Source organism: Chromobacterium sp. (assembly GCF_041912965.1).
In the GTDB taxonomy this organism is placed as follows: Bacteria; Pseudomonadota; Gammaproteobacteria; order Burkholderiales; family Chromobacteriaceae; genus Chromobacterium; species Chromobacterium aquaticum.
In genome coordinates this window covers 26,830-41,651 of sequence record NZ_JAYSGF010000003.1, presented here as the reverse complement: position 1 = coordinate 41,651, position 14,822 = coordinate 26,830, and the positions used below count along the sequence as shown (strand labels likewise).

Sequence of the window (14,822 nt, the reverse complement as noted above, 5' to 3'; positions counted from 1 at the left end):
CTTGCCAATGAAGACAGGGCCGTCCCCAGTGGGGCGGCCCTGTTCGTTTCCGGCCGTCACGGCGTCTGGCGCCAGCCTTCCCTTTTCTCCACCATGAAGTCCATGAAGGCGCGGACCTTGGCCGGCATCTGCTCGCGCGAGGGCAGATAGAGATAGAAGCCGGCGAAGGGCTTGCACCATGGGCGCAGCACGCGTTGGAGCGCGCCGCTTTGCAGCTGTGCGCGCACGGCGATTTCGATGTGCTGCATCAGGCCTATGCCCTGCAGCGCGGCGCGCATCATGCTGTCGTCGTCATTGGTGGTGTAATTGCCGATGGGTTCGACGACGAAGTCGCCGCCCTCGGTGTCCGGCGGCGAGAATTCCCATTGATAGACGGCGCCGCTGCTGGTGTGGCGGTAGCGCAGACAGTTGTGGCGCGTCAGTTCCGCCGGGCTCTGCGGCAGGCCGTGGCGCGCGAAGTAGTCCGGCGTGGCAACCACCGCCATTTCCAGCGGCGGGGTGATGGGCACCGCGGTCATGTGCTCGGCCAGGCTTTGGCCCAGGCGGATGCCGGCGTCGCAGCCCTCGGCGATGATGTTGGCGAAGCCGTCGTTCATCACCAGTTCCAGTTGCAGCTTGGGGTGGCGCGCCAGCAGTTCCGGCAGGTGCGGCTCCACCAGCACCTTGGCGGCAAAGCGCGAGGTGTTGACCCGCAGCAGCCCGCTGGGCTCGGCCTTGGCTTCGCCCACGGTGCGCACCGCGCCGTTTATCGATTGCAGCGCGTCTTGCAGCACGGCGAACAGGCGCTGGCCTTCCTCGGTCAGCGACATGTCGCGGGTGGTGCGATAGAGCAGCTTCACGTTCAGCCGCCGCTCCAGGTTTTTCAGATTTTGCGACAGCGCGGCGCGGGAAACGCCCATTTCCGCGGCGGCGCGGGTGAAGCTGCGATGCTCGGCCACGCGGCAGAACCAGGCTAGCGAAGGCAGCAGCGAGGGGTCCATGCTCTGGCCTTAAATTGTAAACTTGGGCTTAGCACTGTAGTCCGTTTTGTGTTCTTGTTCAATGCTAATCAACTGCCTACCATGCACTGACAAAGCGTAGCCGTCTTTGCCGCCGCCGTGCTTCCAAGCGACGCTGAGCTGAGCCGCGGCCCGCATTTTTCATTTTCAGGTTTTTTCATAGCGAGCATTGGACATGAGCATAAGCATCAAGGCGGTGACTTACCGCAACCTGGGCTGGGATTCCGCCGCCGATCTGTATCTGCCGCCCGGTTTCGATCCGGCGCGGCGTTATCCGGCGCTGGTCAGCACTCATCCCATCGGCAGTTGCAAGGAGCAGACATCGGGCAAGGTCTATGCCCGCGGACTGGCGGCCGAGGGCTTCGTGGTGCTGGCTTTCGACGCCAGCTTCCAGGGCGCCAGTGGCGGCGAGCCGCGTTTCATCGAGGACCCGGCGCTGCGGGTGTCCGATATCCGCTTCGCCATCGATTACCTGCAGTCGCTGCCCTATGTGGACGCCGGCCGCATCGGCGCGATCGGCATCTGCGGCGGCGGCGGTTATGCGGTGCACGCGGCGATGACGGATTACCGCATCAAGGCGCTGGCTGCCATCACCGGGGTGAATTTCGGCCGGCTGATGCGGGAGGGCTTCAGCCAGTTCGATCCGGTCGGCGCGCTGGAGGCGATGGCCGGCCAACGCGCGGCGGAAGCGCAGGGCGCGGCGCGCCATCTGATCTCCTATCTGCCCGCCTCGGTGGCGGAGGCCCGCCAGGCCGGCATCACCGACATCGATGTGCTGGAGGCCACCGACTATTACAAGACGCCGCGCGGCCAGCAGCCCAACGGCGCCGGCAGCGGCCTGCTGTCCTTCAATGGCGCGGCGATGGCCTGGGATGCCTTCCAGCAGGCCGAGCGCTTGTTGACGCAGCCGCTGATGGTGGTGATGGGCGACAAGCCGGGCGGCTTCGGCGCGTATCGCGACGGCTGGGACATCTATGGCCGCGCGGCGTCGCCGGTCAAGCAGATGGTGTTGGTCGAGGGCTGCTCGCACTACGATCTATACGATCAGCCGGAACCGGTGGCGCAGGCCTTGGCGCGGCTGGCGCCGTTCTTCCATGAACATCTGCCCGAGGGCCAGGCCTGAAGCCGGCATGGCTTCCCGGCGCCGGCCGGGCGGCCAGGCCCGTTCCATGCGGCGGCAATGCCGCTCGACGCGGCCACGCCCATGGCGCCGGTCGGCGCCGGGCGCGGCTAAGAGCCTGTTCAAGGCCTGCTGCGCGTCGGCGCGATGTTGAGCAGGTTTAAGACCGTTCGGCCTGTTCCCGTGCCGCCGCTTCCCGCAGCTTGTCCTTCTTGCTCTTGCGTTTGCCCTTGATGCCGCCATTGCCGTCGTTTGCCGGCACGGCCGTTTCCGGCGCGGCGGCCTTGGGTTCGAAACCGGCGATGCGCTCGCGCGGTAGCCGCAAGCGCTGGCGTTTTTCTATCAATTGGAAATGCGCGGCGCAATCGGCGCTGACGAAGCTGATGGCCTCGCCGCTGGCGCCGGCGCGGCCGGTGCGGCCGATGCGGTGGGTGTAATCCACCGGCGAGCGCGGCAGGTCGTAGTTGACCACGGCCGGCAGGCGGGCAATGTCGATGCCGCGCGCGGCCACGTCGGTGGCCACCAGGACTTGCAGACGGCCGGACTTGAGATCGGCCAGCACCTGGCCGCGCTGTCCCTGGCTGCAATCCCCATGCAGCGCGGCGGCGCGGATGCCGGCGGCCTGCAGTTTGCCGGCCACCCGGTCGGCGCTATGCCGGCTGGCCACGAAGACCAGCACGCGCTCCCAGCCATGGGTGTGCAGCAGATGGCGCAGCAGCAGGGTGCGTTGCGCCGCGTCCACTTCGATGACGCGCTGGCGGATGTCCGGCGCGGCGGCGTCGCTTGGCGCGATGTCGATGCGCTGCGGCTGATTCAGCAGTTGTTCCGCCAGCGCGCGCACCGCGGGCGGGAAGGTGGCGGAGAACAGCAGGTTCTGGCGGTAGGGCGGCAACAAGGCCAGCACGCGGTTCAATTCGTCGGCGAAGCCGAGGTCGAGCAGGCGGTCGGCTTCGTCCAGCACCAGGGTTTTGACGGCGGAAAGCCGCAGCGCATTGTGCGCCAGCAGGTCCAGCAGCCGGCCGGGCGTGGCTGCGACGATGTCGGCGCCGCCGCGCAGGGCCATCATTTGCGGATTGATGGAAACGCCGCCGAAAACCACGGCGATCTTGGGCCGGCGCGGCAGGTCCCGGGCCAGTTGGCGCAGGGTGTCGCCCACTTGTGCCGCCAGTTCCCGCGTGGGAAGCAGGATCAGCGTGTGCGTCTGGCGCGGCGCGGCCTGGCTGCCCGCCAGCCATTGCTGCAGCAGCGGCAGGCAGTAAGCCGCGGTTTTGCCGGAGCCGGTTTGCGCGGTGGCGAGCACATCGTGGCCTTGCAGGATGGCGGGGACGGCGGCGAGCTGGACGGCGGTGGGGGCCAGATAGCCTTGAGCGCTGGCGGCCTGGGCCAGCGCGGGCGACAGGCCCAGTGAGGTGAAGGACATGGGGAGGCTTGACGGCTAGGGTGCTTGAAGCGGCAGGAGTATCGGCGCTGTCCGCCGCCCGGTCAAGCGGGGCGTGGCGGCGGCGCAACGCGTGTTGCGCAGCGGGAAGTTCCGTTTGCGGGTACTATCTGGGCTCGCTATCAAGTTAAAGTCATACGCACATGCAAACAGAAGTCAAAGAGAAACCCCGCTATGCCCTGGTGGCCTCGGTGCAATTGCCCGATGTCAGCGATATCGAGTTCGAGGCCTCGCTCACCGAATTGAGCGAGCTGGCCAAGACCCTGGGCTTCCAAGTGGTGGGGACCTTTGTGCAAAAGCGTAACAGCTTCGACCGCACCGCCTATATGGGCGTGGGCAAGCTGGAGGAAATCAGCATGTTCGTCAATCGCGGCCTGCGCAATGACGAACTGGATGACGCGCCGCCGGTTCTGGATGCCGGCACGGTGGAGATCGACGCCCTGTTGGTGGACCACGAAATCTCGCCGTCGCAAGCGCGCAATCTGGAGTTGGCGGTCGGCTGCGAGGTGATGGACCGCACCATGGTGATCCTAGAGATCTTCCACCGCAACGCGCGCTCGCGCGCGGCGCGGGCCCAGGTGGAAATCGCGCGTTTGGGTTATATGGCGCCGCGCTTGCGCGAGGCGGCCAAGCTGGCCGGCCCGCAAGGCCGGCAGCGCAGCGGCATGGGCGGACGCGGCGCCGGCGAATCGCATACCGAGCTGGACCGGCGCAAGGTGCGCGACCGCATCGCCGAGCTGCAGCGCGAAATCGTTGCGATGGAGCTGGAACGCAAGACCCAGCGCGCGCGCCGGCTTGAGCGCCAGGGGCAGGGCCTGGGCGGGGTGTCGCTGGTGGGCTACACCAATGCCGGCAAGTCCACGCTGATGCGCGCCTTGACCGGCAGCGAGGTGCTGGTGGCGAATAAATTGTTCGCCACCCTGGACACCACGGTGCGCGCGATCTACCCGGAAAGCGTGCCGCGGGTGCTGGTCAGCGATACCGTCGGTTTCATCAAGAACCTGCCTCACGGCCTGGTGGCTTCGTTCAAGTCCACGCTGGAAGAGGCGCTGGACGCGGCCTTGCTGCTGCACGTGATCGACGCCAGCGATCCGGGCTTCCAGCGCCAGCTGGAAGTGACCGATGAGGTGCTGCAGGAAATCGGCGCCGACGACGTGCCGCGCATCCGGGTATTCAACAAGATAGACCATGTCGGCGACGCGGCCGCGCAGGCGGCTTGGACCGCCGAGTTGCGGCAGCGCTATCCGGACTGCGTGGTGATGAGCGCGCGCCGTCCCGAGGAAGTGGCCGAGCTGCGCGCGCAGATCGTCGCCTTTTTCCAGCGCGATCTGGAGGAGGGCGAGCTGCTGCTGCCGTGGTCGGCGCAGCAACTGCGCGGCGAGATCTACAGCCATTGCCAGGTGCTGGAAGAACGCGCGGAGGAAGAGGGCAGCTGGTTCCGCGTGCGCGGCGAGCCGGAGAAGCTGCGCAGCTTGCGCGAGCAGTTGAACCCCGGCTCTCAGGGCCGGGAAAAGGAATACTGGGAAGTCTGAACCAGGGCGCACCGGGCCTGGGCTCTGAGAACCTGTTTACGATCTGCTGCGCGTCGGCGGGATGGATAGAGATGGGCGTTGAAACCAAGCTCAAAATGCTCATGTACCAGGTGTACATTTCGCTCTTCGCTCGTTTCCGCCTTGTCTCGCTCTAGCTCGCGAGATCGTAAACAGGTCCCGAGCCCGGGCCTTTTTCATTTCACGCGAGCGAGAGGCGGATGTGAGGATTGTCGAAGTCGAACTGCCGTTCCGGCAAAACCCGCAATGCCATGTCGTGACCCTGCATCAGCGGGATCAGGCCATGGCGGTGTTCGATTGTTGGGATGACGATGCCGACATCGCGCCGGGCGTGTTGGGCTGCGTGCGTTTCTACGGGGTGCTCGCGGTCAAGGTTGAGCGCCACAGCGCGCCGCTGATCCCGGACGAGCTGGAATTCGGCTCGTCCCTCTACCAAGTGCTGGAGTCGGATTGGCTGCGCGCGCACTTGCAAGCGGTGCGGGCGTGGACGCATGAAGGCCAGGATGCCGGCCGTTATCGCCATTATCTGGTGAACAGCCACGATCACCAGCTGGCGGTGCTGTGCACCGGCTACGACGCGCAACTGCGCCAGGCGCGGCTGGCCGACATCATCGGCGATTTCGAGCTTGGCTGAACGCGCCGGCTTCCGGCCGCAATCCTCTTGAGGCTGCAATGGATTTATTGAATCGGATCGCCCGCAACACATTCTTGTTGGACTTGTTTCCCTCCGGCCTGGAACAGCCCTTGTTCTTGGGGCAAATCAGCCTGGACGTGGGCGGGCGGTTGAGTTTCAAGTTGCATACCCGGCAGCGGCCGGCGATGGAGGTCCGGAAATGGGGCCAGTGGGGGCGGGACTACAATACCATCGTGATCAAGCTGTTCGCCCACGCCGACGCCGACATCCGGATCTCCAACTGGCGCGAGGCGGGTTATTGCGCGCTGCAACTGGAGGTGGACGGAGAAACATTGCGCCTGAAGCAGGCCAGCGGCGCTTTCTCGCTGGAGCTTGCCTTGTCCCATCTGCTGTTCCAGGAGTGCTCGGTCTATATGGACGGCGCGGATGAGGAGGTTGCCGATGTCTGAGGCCCTGGTGTTTTATGCTGAGATCCCCTTGTCCAACCAGGGATTCAACAAGTGGCTGGCCCGGCCGGTGGCTATCGATGGCCTAGCGGTTTGCAGCGTGCTCGACGCCTTGGCCGATTACCTGGCGCAGTGCTGCGACCCCGTCGCCGGGAATGCGCTATTGTGCCGCTACCAGCGCACAGACAAGACCCTGCAGTTCGCCGCCTGTCTGCGGGATGGCTCCAGCCGGCAGAGCCGCGATGACGCGAGCTTCCTGAAGCGATTGTGGCAGGAGCTTGTCTCTTGCCGCGGCAAGGCGGGCAAGCCTGGTGCGGTTGCGGACGCCATTGTCGACTGGTCCGAAGCGGGGCCGGGCGATGCCGGCGATCCGGCCTGGTTCCGCGAGTGGTTGCAGGCCATGCCGCTGCTGGGCGCGCCGGACAGCCAGGGCCGCTGGCTGGACCGCGAGATACTGCGCGCGCTGGCCGCCATCGACGCCATTGCCAACGCCAGCCCTGAGCACCCGGCCAGGATAGGCTGCTTGTATACCGATGGCGTTCAGGTCTACGCCGATGTGGCCGGGAAAACCATCATGGTGGACGATGCGGAGGCAGCTGGTGGTCAAAGAATGGAATTCAGCCCGGCGCTCAGCTATGTGCTGGAAGGAGCCCAGCCCCGCTCCATGCGGGCGCTGAGCGACAGCTACTACACCGACGGCAATATCCTGTGGCACTGCAATATCTTCGCCGGTAACGCGCCGCAGGCGCTGGCGTATTGCGAGGGTCAGGCCCCCAGGCTTTATAAATTCGTCGATTCCTCGGTGGATGCGCTGATCGTGTTGGGCGACATGGCCTGGAGCGCGGCGATGGACGACAGCAAGCCGCCGCACGAGAGGTACTATATCAAGTCTGTGGCCATCGATGGTCAGTCGTTTGCCCGGGTGGCCGGCGGCAACGACTTCCAGGACCGCTTCAGGCGCTATCGCTTCGACGAGCGCCGCGGCTTGCTGCCCTTGAACCCGCTTGAGGCGTGAGCGGCCAAGCGGGTCCTTGTCACGCGACAAGCGTTCCGCCAGTGAAGCCCGCATCTGCGTATAATCCCCGGCATGTTCTGGGCCGCGGGCGTGGCGCACGCATGATATTCCGCCGGGCCGCGAATAGTCGCGGACCGTGGTTTCCTGTTTTCTAAAATTTCGTAATACCGCAATTCCCAATGATCATTCTGAAAAACGTGGTGCTGCGTCGTGGCACCAAAGTCTTGCTGGACGGCGCAACAGTCAATATCAATCCCGGTGAAAAAGTGGGCCTGGTAGGGCGCAACGGCGCGGGCAAGTCCTCGCTGTTCGCGGTATTGAACGGCAATCTGCATGAAGACGGCGGCGATTTCTCCATCCCCAGCCAATGGCGAATGGCGCAAGTGGCGCAGGACATGCCCGAGACTTCGCAGACCGCCACCGAGTTCGTGGTGGAGGGCGATACCGTCCTGCTGGCGGCGCGGCGCGAAGTGGCCGAAGCCGAGGCGGGCGAGGACTATATGCGCATGGCGCATGCCTATACCGCGTTGAACGACGCCGGCGAGCATGATGCGCCGGCGCGGGCGCAGGCGCTGATCCTGGGCCTGGGCTTCAGCGTGGCCGAGCTGCAGCGGCCGGTGAACAGCTTCTCCGGCGGCTGGCGCATGCGTTTGCAACTGGCGCGCGCGCTGATGTGCCCATCCGACCTGTTGCTGCTGGACGAGCCGACCAACCACCTGGACCTGGACGCGCTGGTGTGGCTGGAGGCCTGGCTCAAGCAGTACGCCGGCACCATGGTGGTGATCAGCCATGACCGTGAATTCCTGGACGCGGTGACCGATGTCACCCTGCACATCGATCACGGCAAGCTGGTGCGCTACGGCGGCAATTACAGCAAGTTCGAGGACATGCGCGCGGAACAGTTGATTCTGCAGCAGGCGGTGCTGGCCAAGCAGCAGGAGAAGATGGCGCACCTGCAAAAGTTCATCGACCGCTTCAAGGCCAAGGCCAGCAAGGCCAAGCAGGCGCAAAGCCGCGTCAAGGCGCTGGAACGGATGGAGAAGATCGCGCCGGTGCTGACCGAAGCCGACTTCCAGTTCGGCTTCAAGGAGCCGAGCAGCCTGCCCAACCCGATGCTGACCATGTCACAGGCTTCCTTCGGCTATCCGGCGGCGGAGGGGGCGGCGGAAGGCGCGCCGCCCACCGTGATCGTCAAGGGCGTGAACCGCTCGGTGCTGGCCGGGCAGCGCATCGGCATCCTGGGCGCCAACGGCCAGGGCAAGTCCACGCTGGTGAAAACGGTGGCCGAGGCGCTGGCGGCCACCGGCGGCGAGATCATCCGCGGCAAGGGCTTGAACATCGGTTACTTCTCGCAGCAGGAGCTGGACGTGCTGCGGCCGGAAGACGATCCGCTGCAGCATATGCTGCGCCTGGCGCGCGAAACGCCGGCGCAGCTGCGTCCGCCGGCCAACGATTGCCGCGAGCAGGGCCTGCGCAACTTCCTGGGCACCTTCAATTTCAGCGGCGACATGGTCAAGCAGGCGGTGGGCAGCATGAGCGGTGGCGAGAAGGCGCGGCTGGTGCTGTGCATGATAGTCTGGCTGCGCCCCAATCTATTGCTGCTGGACGAACCGACCAACCACCTGGACCTGGCCACGCGCGAGGCGCTGAGCGTGGCGCTGAACGAGTTCGAGGGTTCGGTGATGCTGGTCAGCCACGATCGCGCGCTGTTGCGCGCGGTCTGCGACGAGTTCTGGCTGGTGTCGCGCGGCGGCGTCAGCGACTTTGACGGCGATCTGGACGACTACCAGGTGTATTTGCTGGAAGAAGCCAAGCGCCGGCGCGAAGAGGCGGCCGGCAAGCGCTAAGAACCTGTTTACGATCTCGCGAGCCAAGGCGGAAACGAGCGAAAAAGCCGAATACTCGTGGTACATGAGCATTTCGAAGTTGTTTTCAACGCCGTATCGCCGACGCGCAGCAGATCGTAAACAGCTTCTAAGCCGACTGGGTTCTGGCGGTGATCATCAAGGGCAGTGTCGCCGGAACGGCGGCGCTGCCTTTTTGTTTGGCCGCCGCGCCGGCGTTGCGGCCGGAAAATCCGTGGTTGACATTGAAGCGAACTTGAAGCTTAGCATGGCGCTTGCCATCACCAGCCTAAGAGCCTGTTTTCGCCTTGTCTCGCCCTTGCTCGCGAGACATTGAACAGGCTCTAGGCGGAAGGCATGGCGGAATGTTCTATTCTTCACAGGGTGTCGCCCATGCTGACTTTCAAGAGATTTGCCTTATTCGCCATGTCGCCATTGATGATGAAAACCGCCGCGGCCGAATCGGCGCCGGCGTCAGCCGCCCGCCTTGGCAAGGTGCTGTTGGTCATGACCAGCCACGACCGTTATCCGGACAGAAACGATGGCACCGGGCTGTGGCTCGCCGAGTTGACCCATGTCTACGATGTGCTGACGGCCGCCGGCTACGCGGTGGATTTCGTCAGCCCCAAGGGCGGCGCGGTGCCGCTGGACCCTCGCAGCCTGGGCTGGCCCCATGCCGACGCCGCGGCGAAAGCGCGCCTGCGCGACCCGGTCTTCATGGCGCGGCTGCAAGCGACAAGAGCGGCGGCGGACATCGACCCGGATGCCTACCTGGCCATCTTCTACACCGGAGGCCACGGCACGATATGGGACTTCCGCGACAATCAGGCGCTCAAGCGAGCGGCGGAAAGCATCTATCGTCATGGCGGCATTGTGGCCTCGGTCTGCCATGGCGCGGCCGGGCTGCTGGAGCTTGAGGCGGACGACGGCAGGCCATTGATTGCAGGCCGCCGCGTGACCGGATTTTCCAATCTCGAAGAAACGCTGTCCGGGGTCAAGGACCAAGTGCCCTATTGGCTGCAGAGCGAGATGGAAGCCCGAGGCGCGCGCTACGAAAAGTCATGGCTGCCCTTCGGCAGCTTCGTGTTGACCGATGGCCGTATCGTCACCGGCCAGAACCCCGGCTCCAGCAAGGAAGTGGCGCGGGCCTTGCTGGCCGCCTTGCCGGCGGCACACTCGCGGCAAGCTGACGGTCAGCCTGGCCTGGGTCAGGACGCGCATGAAAATCGGTGAACTGGCCAAGCGCGCCGGCATGGCGGCGTCGGCGATTCGCTTCTATGAAGCCAAGGGCTTGCTGAGGATCGCCAGCCGGCAGGCGAACGGCTACCGGGATTACCCGCCGGAAGCGGTGATCTTGCTGACCATCATCGGCGATGCCCAGCAGGCCGGTTTTTCGCTGGAGGAAATCAAGCGCCTGCTGCCGGCGGATGTTTCGTCCTGGCGGCATGATGAGCTGATCGCCATCCTCCAGCGCAAGGTGGCGGATATCGAAGCGCTGGAGGCGCGCCTGGCGCACAGCAAGGCGCAGATCCAATCCCTGGTTCAGCTGATCGAGTCCAAGCCGGAAGGCATGGACTGCAAGCTCAATGCCGCGCGGGTGATGGCTAGCCTGGGCCTTGCCGTCGACAAATAGCGCGCGGCCCGGCCGCTGAATCCACGCACCTCATTCCCTACTCAAGACCCCACGAAGCATATGCAAACCATACTTGGAGCCAATGGCCAGATCGCGGTGGAACTCGCCCGCGAGCTGCACGATAACTACCGCAGCGATTTGCGGCTGGTCAGCCGCAATCCGCGTAAAGTCAACGCCAGCGATGCGCTGCTGCCCGCAAACTTGCTGGATGCCGGGCAGACGCGCGAGGCGGTCAGGGGCAGCGATCTGGTCTATTTCACCGCCGGGCTGCCGCCGGACAGCAAGCTGTGGGAGACGCAGTTCCCGCTGATGTTGAAAAACGCGCTGGACGCGTGCCGGGCGGAGGGCGCCAAGTTCGCCTATTTCGACAACACCTATATGTATCCGCAGGACGACAGAATCCTGACGGAGGAAACGCCTTTCGCGCCGATGGGCCGCAAAGGCAGGGTCAGGGCGGCGATGGCCGCCATGGTGTTGCAGGAGATGGCGCGCGGCGAGATTCCCGTGCTCATCGGGCGGGCCCCCGAGTTCTACGGGCCGGGCAATACGCAAAGCATCACCAACGCGCTGCTGTTCGACCCGCTCAAGCAGGGCCGCAGGCCGCGCGTGCCGCTGCGCGACGACACCAGAAGAACCCTGATCTGGACGCCGGACGCGAGCCGGGCGCTGGCGGCGCTGGGCAACACGCCGGACGCATTTGGCCAGACCTGGCACTTGCCCTGCTGCGAAGACCGGCCGACCTACGGGCAACTCGCCACCATGGCGTGCGAGGCGTTCGGCAGCGAGGCTGCTTACGCGCTGATCGGCAAATGGACGTTGACCGCCGTCGGCCTGTTTTCCAAGCCGGCCAGAGAGATCCGGGAATTGTTGCCCCGCTATGCAAGCGACAATCTGTTCGATTCCAGCAAATTCAAACGCCGCTTCCCCGATTTCCCGGTGACCAGCTACCAAGAAGGCATCCGTTTGATTCGGGCCGAGTTGGCTTGATGGGTGATGAGGCGGGTTTGGGCGTAGACTAGCCGTCCCAGTAAAATACCAACAGGACATTCCATGAGCGCCCTGGGCTTCAAGCAGGTCGATGTCTTCAGTTCCACGCCCCTCAAGGGCAACCCGGTTGCTGTCGTGTTCGACGCCGACGGGCTCGATGAGCGGCAGATGGCGACCTTCGCCAACTGGACCAACCTCAGCGAGACCACCTTTATTCTCCAGCCCAGGGACCCGCGGGCGGACTACCGTCTGCGTATCTTCACCACCCTGCACGAACTGCTGTTCGCCGGTCATCCAACCCTGGGCAGTTGCCACGCCTGGCTGGAGTCCGGCGGCGTGCCACAGGGGGAGGAGATCATTCAGGAATGCGCGGTGGGGCTGGTGCGGATCCGCCGCCAGGGGAGGCAGTTGGCTTTCCTGGCGCCGCCCCTGCTGCGCTCCGGTCCGGTGGATGAGGAGCTGCTGGAGCGGGTGCGCCTGGGCCTGCGCCTGGCGCCCGAGGCGATCATCGCCGCCCAGTGGGTCGACAACGGCGCCGGCTGGCTGGCGGTGATGCTGGCCAAGCGTCAGCAGGTGCTGGAGCTGCAACCGGACTATCCGGCGCTGAGCGGGCTGGCGGTGGGGGTGATCGCCCGCTGCGACCCGCGGCACGATGATAGCGACGCCCAGTTCGAGGTGCGGGCCTTCATCTCCGGCGACGGCATGCCCGAAGACCCGGCCACCGGCAGCCTGAACGCCGGCATTGCCCAGTGGCTGCTGGGGGCCGGACTGGCGCCGGCGCGCTACCGCGTCAGCCAGGGGCTGAGCATGGGGCGCGCCGGGTGCATCGAGGTGGAGCAGGTGGGCAATGAGGTGTGGATAGGCGGCAATGCGGTGACCTGCATTGAAGGCCGGCTGATGTTGTAGGCCAAGCCTGCGGGCCTTCGTGGCGTTCTTAGACCCGCTAACAAAACCCCTGATCCTGCGTTGTGCCTCCTTGTCGTACTACTTGTACTGCCTGCGTCGGCACGCCTTGGCTCAGGTTCTCTGCGAGGTTTTGTTAGCGGCTCTTAGAACCTGTTCAAAGTCTGCTGCGCTGCGGCGATACGGCGTTGAAAACAGCTTCGAAATGTTCATGTGCCACTTGCTCATTCCGCTCTCTCAGCGGTTTTCGCCTGGCCTTGTCCGAGCTTGCGAGATCAGCAACAGGCTCTTGCCGCAGCACTATGCACGCACGACCGTCACCCCCGCTATTTCGATCTGTCTCATCAATTCCCGGTCGGCGTCCTTCTCGACGACGATGGTTTGTGCGAGCGTGATCTCACCGATGACGAAAGGCGACGCCGCATTGAGTTTCGACGACGACGCCAGCACGACCGTCTCCGCCGCGCGCGCAGCGAGCGCGCGCTTGATCGCGGCTTCCTCAAAATCTCCGGTGCTCAGACCCGCCGTGGGGTGAACACCGGTCACGCCCATGAAGTACCAATCCGCATGGATGCGCGAGATGCCCTCGATCGCGGCGGCGCCGACGGCGACGATCGAATGTTTGTACAGCCGTCCACCTATCAGAATGACTTCGACCGAAGGATGCTCGGCGAGCGCCGTGGCGACGCTTGGGCTATGCGTGACGATCGTCGCCCGCAGATCAGCGGGCAGTGCCTTGACCAGCAATGCCGACGTGGTGCCGCCATCAATGATCGCTGTCTGCCCGGGGGCGATCATCGCGGCCGCTTGCCGTGCAATCCTTTGCTTGGCGGCCGATTCAATGTCCCGGCGCCGCTCGAACGGTGCGAGCGCAGGAGAAACGGGCAACGCGCCGCCGTGAACGCGTTGCAATAACCCCTCCGAAGCGAGTTCACGCAAGTCCCGGCGAATCGTGTCTTCCGATACGCCGAACTCCACGCTCAACTCGCCGGCGAGCACTTGGCCATCGCGAGCAAGCGCGTCCAGGATGGCTTTCTTACGTTGTGTCGTTAGCATATGTTTGCACGAAATATCTTGATGTTGCACGAATGTGCACGATACCATCACCGCTATTAGCTGTCGACTGGAGGCGCCATGGCTGCAACGAAAGACCGGGTTCGCATCGTCGAGTCCACCGTACTCTCCGACAATTGGTACACGCTGAAGAAGGTGACGTTCGATTTTCTGCGCCGAGACGGCAGGTGGCAGCGTCAAAGCAGGGAAACATACGATCGCGGCAACGGCGCAACCATCCTGTTGCATTGCCGGCGCACGGGAAATGTCGTGCTCACGCGCCAGTTTCGGATGCCGGTGTTCGTCAACGGACACGATGGCATGTTGATCGAGGCGGCCGCGGGCTTGCTCGACAACGCCACGCCGGAAGAGCGCATACGCCTAGAGGCGGAAGAGGAGACTGGGTACCGCGTGAGCAATATCCGCAAGGTATTTGAGGCTTACATGAGTCCGGGGTCAGTGACCGAGAAGCTCTATTTCTATCTGGGGGACTACGACGCGTCCATGCGCGTAAGCGATGGCGGCGGCATCGAAGACGAGGGCGAGGATCTTGAGGTGCTCGAAATGCCGCTGCGGACCGCTTTGCGTTTGGTCAAAAGCGGCGAGATCGTCGACGGCAAGACGATCATGCTCTTACAGCACCTGGCATTAAGCGAAATCACGGAGGGACGCCAAGCATGAAGCCGCAACGGGTTTTGATTGCGGGCCATAGCGCAGTTGAACCAACGGCGATCCGGCTCGCATTGGCTACAACACTACTGCTCAAACCTTGGGCGTGAACGTCAGCGCCACCGAGTTGATGCAGTAGCGCTCGCCGCTGGGTTCGGGGCCGTCCGGGAAGACGTGGCCCAGGTGGGCGTCGCATTCCGAGCAGCGCACTTCGACCCGAGTCATGCCGTGGGAGTGGTCGACGATGCGGGCGATGCGCGCGCCGGCGGCTTCGGCCCAGAAGCTGGGCCAGCCGCAGCCGGGGTCGTACTTGCTATCGCTGTGGAACAGCAGGGTGCCGCAGCAGACGCAGTGATAGTCGCCGTTCTCGGTGCGGGTATAGTGTTCGCCGCTGAACGGGCGTTCGGTGCCGGCCTGGCGGGTGACGCGATATTGTTCCGGCGTCAGCTGCCCTTGCCATTCTTGATCGGTTTTGCGGGTGCTCATGAGGTTCTCCGTGATGGGCGCTTGGCAGTGAGTCGCCAGGCGCAGC

16 protein-coding genes are annotated in these 14,822 nt (G+C 64.6%); 11 read left to right on the top strand and 5 right to left on the bottom strand.

Features of this window, described 5'->3' with window-relative positions; genetic code table 11:
• Positions 1-56: 56 nt before the first annotated feature.
• Positions 57-980, bottom strand: a complete 924-nt coding sequence (locus ACE3QM_RS02260) for a LysR family transcriptional regulator (RefSeq protein ID WP_374419911.1) — start codon at positions 978-980, stop codon at positions 57-59.
• Between the two features lie 193 nt (positions 981-1,173).
• Here ACE3QM_RS02260 and ACE3QM_RS02255 point away from each other — a divergent pair, with 193 nt between their 5' ends.
• Positions 1,174-2,121 carry an alpha/beta hydrolase gene (locus tag ACE3QM_RS02255; protein ID WP_374419909.1) on the top strand — a complete coding sequence of 316 codons (948 nt, stop codon included), beginning with the start codon at positions 1,174-1,176 and terminating at the stop codon, positions 2,119-2,121.
• 157 nt (positions 2,122-2,278) lie between these two features.
• Here ACE3QM_RS02255 and ACE3QM_RS02250 read toward each other — a convergent pair whose 3' ends face one another.
• Complete coding sequence (locus tag ACE3QM_RS02250) at positions 2,279-3,538, bottom strand: DEAD/DEAH box helicase (RefSeq protein ID WP_374419907.1); 1,260 nt, start codon at positions 3,536-3,538, stop codon at positions 2,279-2,281.
• Positions 3,539-3,699: 161 nt separating this feature from the next.
• Here ACE3QM_RS02250 and hflX point away from each other — a divergent pair, with 161 nt between their 5' ends.
• The 5 genes from hflX to ACE3QM_RS02225 all read left to right on the top strand — a co-directional run bounded on the left by hflX (position 3,700) and on the right by ACE3QM_RS02225 (position 9,048).
• Positions 3,700-5,088, top strand: coding sequence for a GTPase HflX (hflX, locus tag ACE3QM_RS02245; protein WP_231462759.1), 1,389 nt, complete (start codon positions 3,700-3,702; stop codon positions 5,086-5,088).
• A 220-nt stretch (positions 5,089-5,308) separates the two neighbouring features.
• Positions 5,309-5,740: a hypothetical protein gene (locus tag ACE3QM_RS02240; RefSeq protein ID WP_374419904.1), complete on the top strand. Its 432-nt coding sequence runs from the start codon at positions 5,309-5,311 to the stop codon at positions 5,738-5,740.
• Positions 5,741-5,778: 38 nt separating this feature from the next.
• Positions 5,779-6,189, top strand: coding sequence for a hypothetical protein (locus ACE3QM_RS02235; RefSeq protein WP_053074474.1), 411 nt, complete (start codon positions 5,779-5,781; stop codon positions 6,187-6,189).
• Positions 6,182-7,201, top strand: coding sequence for a hypothetical protein (locus ACE3QM_RS02230; protein WP_374419902.1), 1,020 nt, complete (start codon positions 6,182-6,184; stop codon positions 7,199-7,201). Before ACE3QM_RS02235 ends, ACE3QM_RS02230 begins: the two co-directional genes overlap by 8 nt.
• 179 nt (positions 7,202-7,380) lie before the next feature.
• Positions 7,381-9,048, top strand: coding sequence for an ABC-F family ATP-binding cassette domain-containing protein (locus ACE3QM_RS02225; protein ID WP_048410911.1), 1,668 nt, complete (start codon positions 7,381-7,383; stop codon positions 9,046-9,048).
• A 374-nt stretch (positions 9,049-9,422) separates the two neighbouring features.
• Here the strand turns inward: ACE3QM_RS02225 and ACE3QM_RS02220 are convergent, their stop codons facing one another.
• Complete coding sequence (locus ACE3QM_RS02220; RefSeq protein WP_269326086.1) at positions 9,423-9,554, bottom strand: hypothetical protein; 132 nt, start codon at positions 9,552-9,554, stop codon at positions 9,423-9,425.
• Here ACE3QM_RS02220 and ACE3QM_RS02215 point away from each other — a divergent pair.
• The 4 genes from ACE3QM_RS02215 (at position 9,553) to ACE3QM_RS02200 (ending at position 12,571) form a co-directional block, all read left to right on the top strand.
• Positions 9,553-10,278, top strand: coding sequence for a type 1 glutamine amidotransferase domain-containing protein (locus ACE3QM_RS02215; RefSeq protein WP_374419900.1), 726 nt, complete (start codon positions 9,553-9,555; stop codon positions 10,276-10,278). The genes ACE3QM_RS02220 and ACE3QM_RS02215 overlap by 2 nt on opposite strands.
• On the top strand, positions 10,265-10,678 hold the full coding sequence (locus ACE3QM_RS02210; protein WP_374419897.1) for a MerR family transcriptional regulator: 414 nt from the start codon (positions 10,265-10,267) through the stop codon (positions 10,676-10,678). The genes ACE3QM_RS02215 and ACE3QM_RS02210 overlap by 14 nt, the downstream gene beginning before the upstream one ends.
• A gap of 60 nt (positions 10,679-10,738) precedes the next feature.
• A complete protein-coding gene (locus tag ACE3QM_RS02205; RefSeq protein ID WP_374419895.1) occupies positions 10,739-11,665 on the top strand; it encodes an NAD-dependent epimerase/dehydratase family protein in 927 nt (308 codons plus the stop codon).
• Positions 11,666-11,728: 63 nt separating this feature from the next.
• Positions 11,729-12,571, top strand: coding sequence for a PhzF family phenazine biosynthesis protein (locus tag ACE3QM_RS02200; RefSeq protein WP_374419893.1), 843 nt, complete (start codon positions 11,729-11,731; stop codon positions 12,569-12,571).
• A 297-nt stretch (positions 12,572-12,868) separates the two neighbouring features.
• Here the strand turns inward: ACE3QM_RS02200 and ACE3QM_RS02195 are convergent, their stop codons facing one another.
• Complete coding sequence (locus ACE3QM_RS02195) at positions 12,869-13,624, bottom strand: DeoR/GlpR family DNA-binding transcription regulator (RefSeq protein WP_374419891.1); 756 nt, start codon at positions 13,622-13,624, stop codon at positions 12,869-12,871.
• A 78-nt stretch (positions 13,625-13,702) separates the two neighbouring features.
• On the opposite strand from ACE3QM_RS02195, the gene ACE3QM_RS02190 reads away from it, so the two are divergent.
• Positions 13,703-14,302 carry a GDP-mannose pyrophosphatase gene (locus ACE3QM_RS02190; protein ID WP_374419889.1) on the top strand — a complete coding sequence of 200 codons (600 nt, stop codon included), beginning with the start codon at positions 13,703-13,705 and terminating at the stop codon, positions 14,300-14,302.
• Positions 14,303-14,383: 81 nt separating this feature from the next.
• Here the strand turns inward: ACE3QM_RS02190 and msrB are convergent, their stop codons facing one another.
• The gene (msrB, locus tag ACE3QM_RS02185; protein WP_374419887.1) at positions 14,384-14,776 is read right to left on the bottom strand and encodes a peptide-methionine (R)-S-oxide reductase MsrB; all 393 of its coding nucleotides are present in this window, start codon (positions 14,774-14,776) and stop codon (positions 14,384-14,386) included.
• Between the last annotated feature and the right edge of the window lie 46 nt (positions 14,777-14,822).

Coding starts and splice junctions, on each gene's coding strand:
- ACE3QM_RS02190 (WP_374419889.1), top strand. CDS start 13,703: ATGGCTGCAACGAAAGACCGGGTTCGCATCGTCGAGTCCACCGTACTC.
- ACE3QM_RS02195 (WP_374419891.1), bottom strand. CDS start 13,624: ATGCTAACGACACAACGTAAGAAAGCCATCCTGGACGCGCTTGCTCGC.
- ACE3QM_RS02230 (WP_374419902.1), top strand. CDS start 6,182: ATGTCTGAGGCCCTGGTGTTTTATGCTGAGATCCCCTTGTCCAACCAG.
- ACE3QM_RS02250 (WP_374419907.1), bottom strand. CDS start 3,538: ATGTCCTTCACCTCACTGGGCCTGTCGCCCGCGCTGGCCCAGGCCGCC.
- ACE3QM_RS02210 (WP_374419897.1), top strand. CDS start 10,265: ATGAAAATCGGTGAACTGGCCAAGCGCGCCGGCATGGCGGCGTCGGCG.
- ACE3QM_RS02215 (WP_374419900.1), top strand. CDS start 9,553: ATGACCAGCCACGACCGTTATCCGGACAGAAACGATGGCACCGGGCTG.
- ACE3QM_RS02235 (WP_053074474.1), top strand. CDS start 5,779: ATGGATTTATTGAATCGGATCGCCCGCAACACATTCTTGTTGGACTTG.
- msrB (WP_374419887.1), bottom strand. CDS start 14,776: ATGAGCACCCGCAAAACCGATCAAGAATGGCAAGGGCAGCTGACGCCG.
- ACE3QM_RS02255 (WP_374419909.1), top strand. CDS start 1,174: ATGAGCATAAGCATCAAGGCGGTGACTTACCGCAACCTGGGCTGGGAT.
- ACE3QM_RS02205 (WP_374419895.1), top strand. CDS start 10,739: ATGCAAACCATACTTGGAGCCAATGGCCAGATCGCGGTGGAACTCGCC.
- ACE3QM_RS02260 (WP_374419911.1), bottom strand. CDS start 980: ATGGACCCCTCGCTGCTGCCTTCGCTAGCCTGGTTCTGCCGCGTGGCC.
- ACE3QM_RS02225 (WP_048410911.1), top strand. CDS start 7,381: ATGATCATTCTGAAAAACGTGGTGCTGCGTCGTGGCACCAAAGTCTTG.
- hflX (WP_231462759.1), top strand. CDS start 3,700: ATGCAAACAGAAGTCAAAGAGAAACCCCGCTATGCCCTGGTGGCCTCG.
- ACE3QM_RS02200 (WP_374419893.1), top strand. CDS start 11,729: ATGAGCGCCCTGGGCTTCAAGCAGGTCGATGTCTTCAGTTCCACGCCC.
- ACE3QM_RS02220 (WP_269326086.1), bottom strand. CDS start 9,554: ATGACCAACAGCACCTTGCCAAGGCGGGCGGCTGACGCCGGCGCCGAT.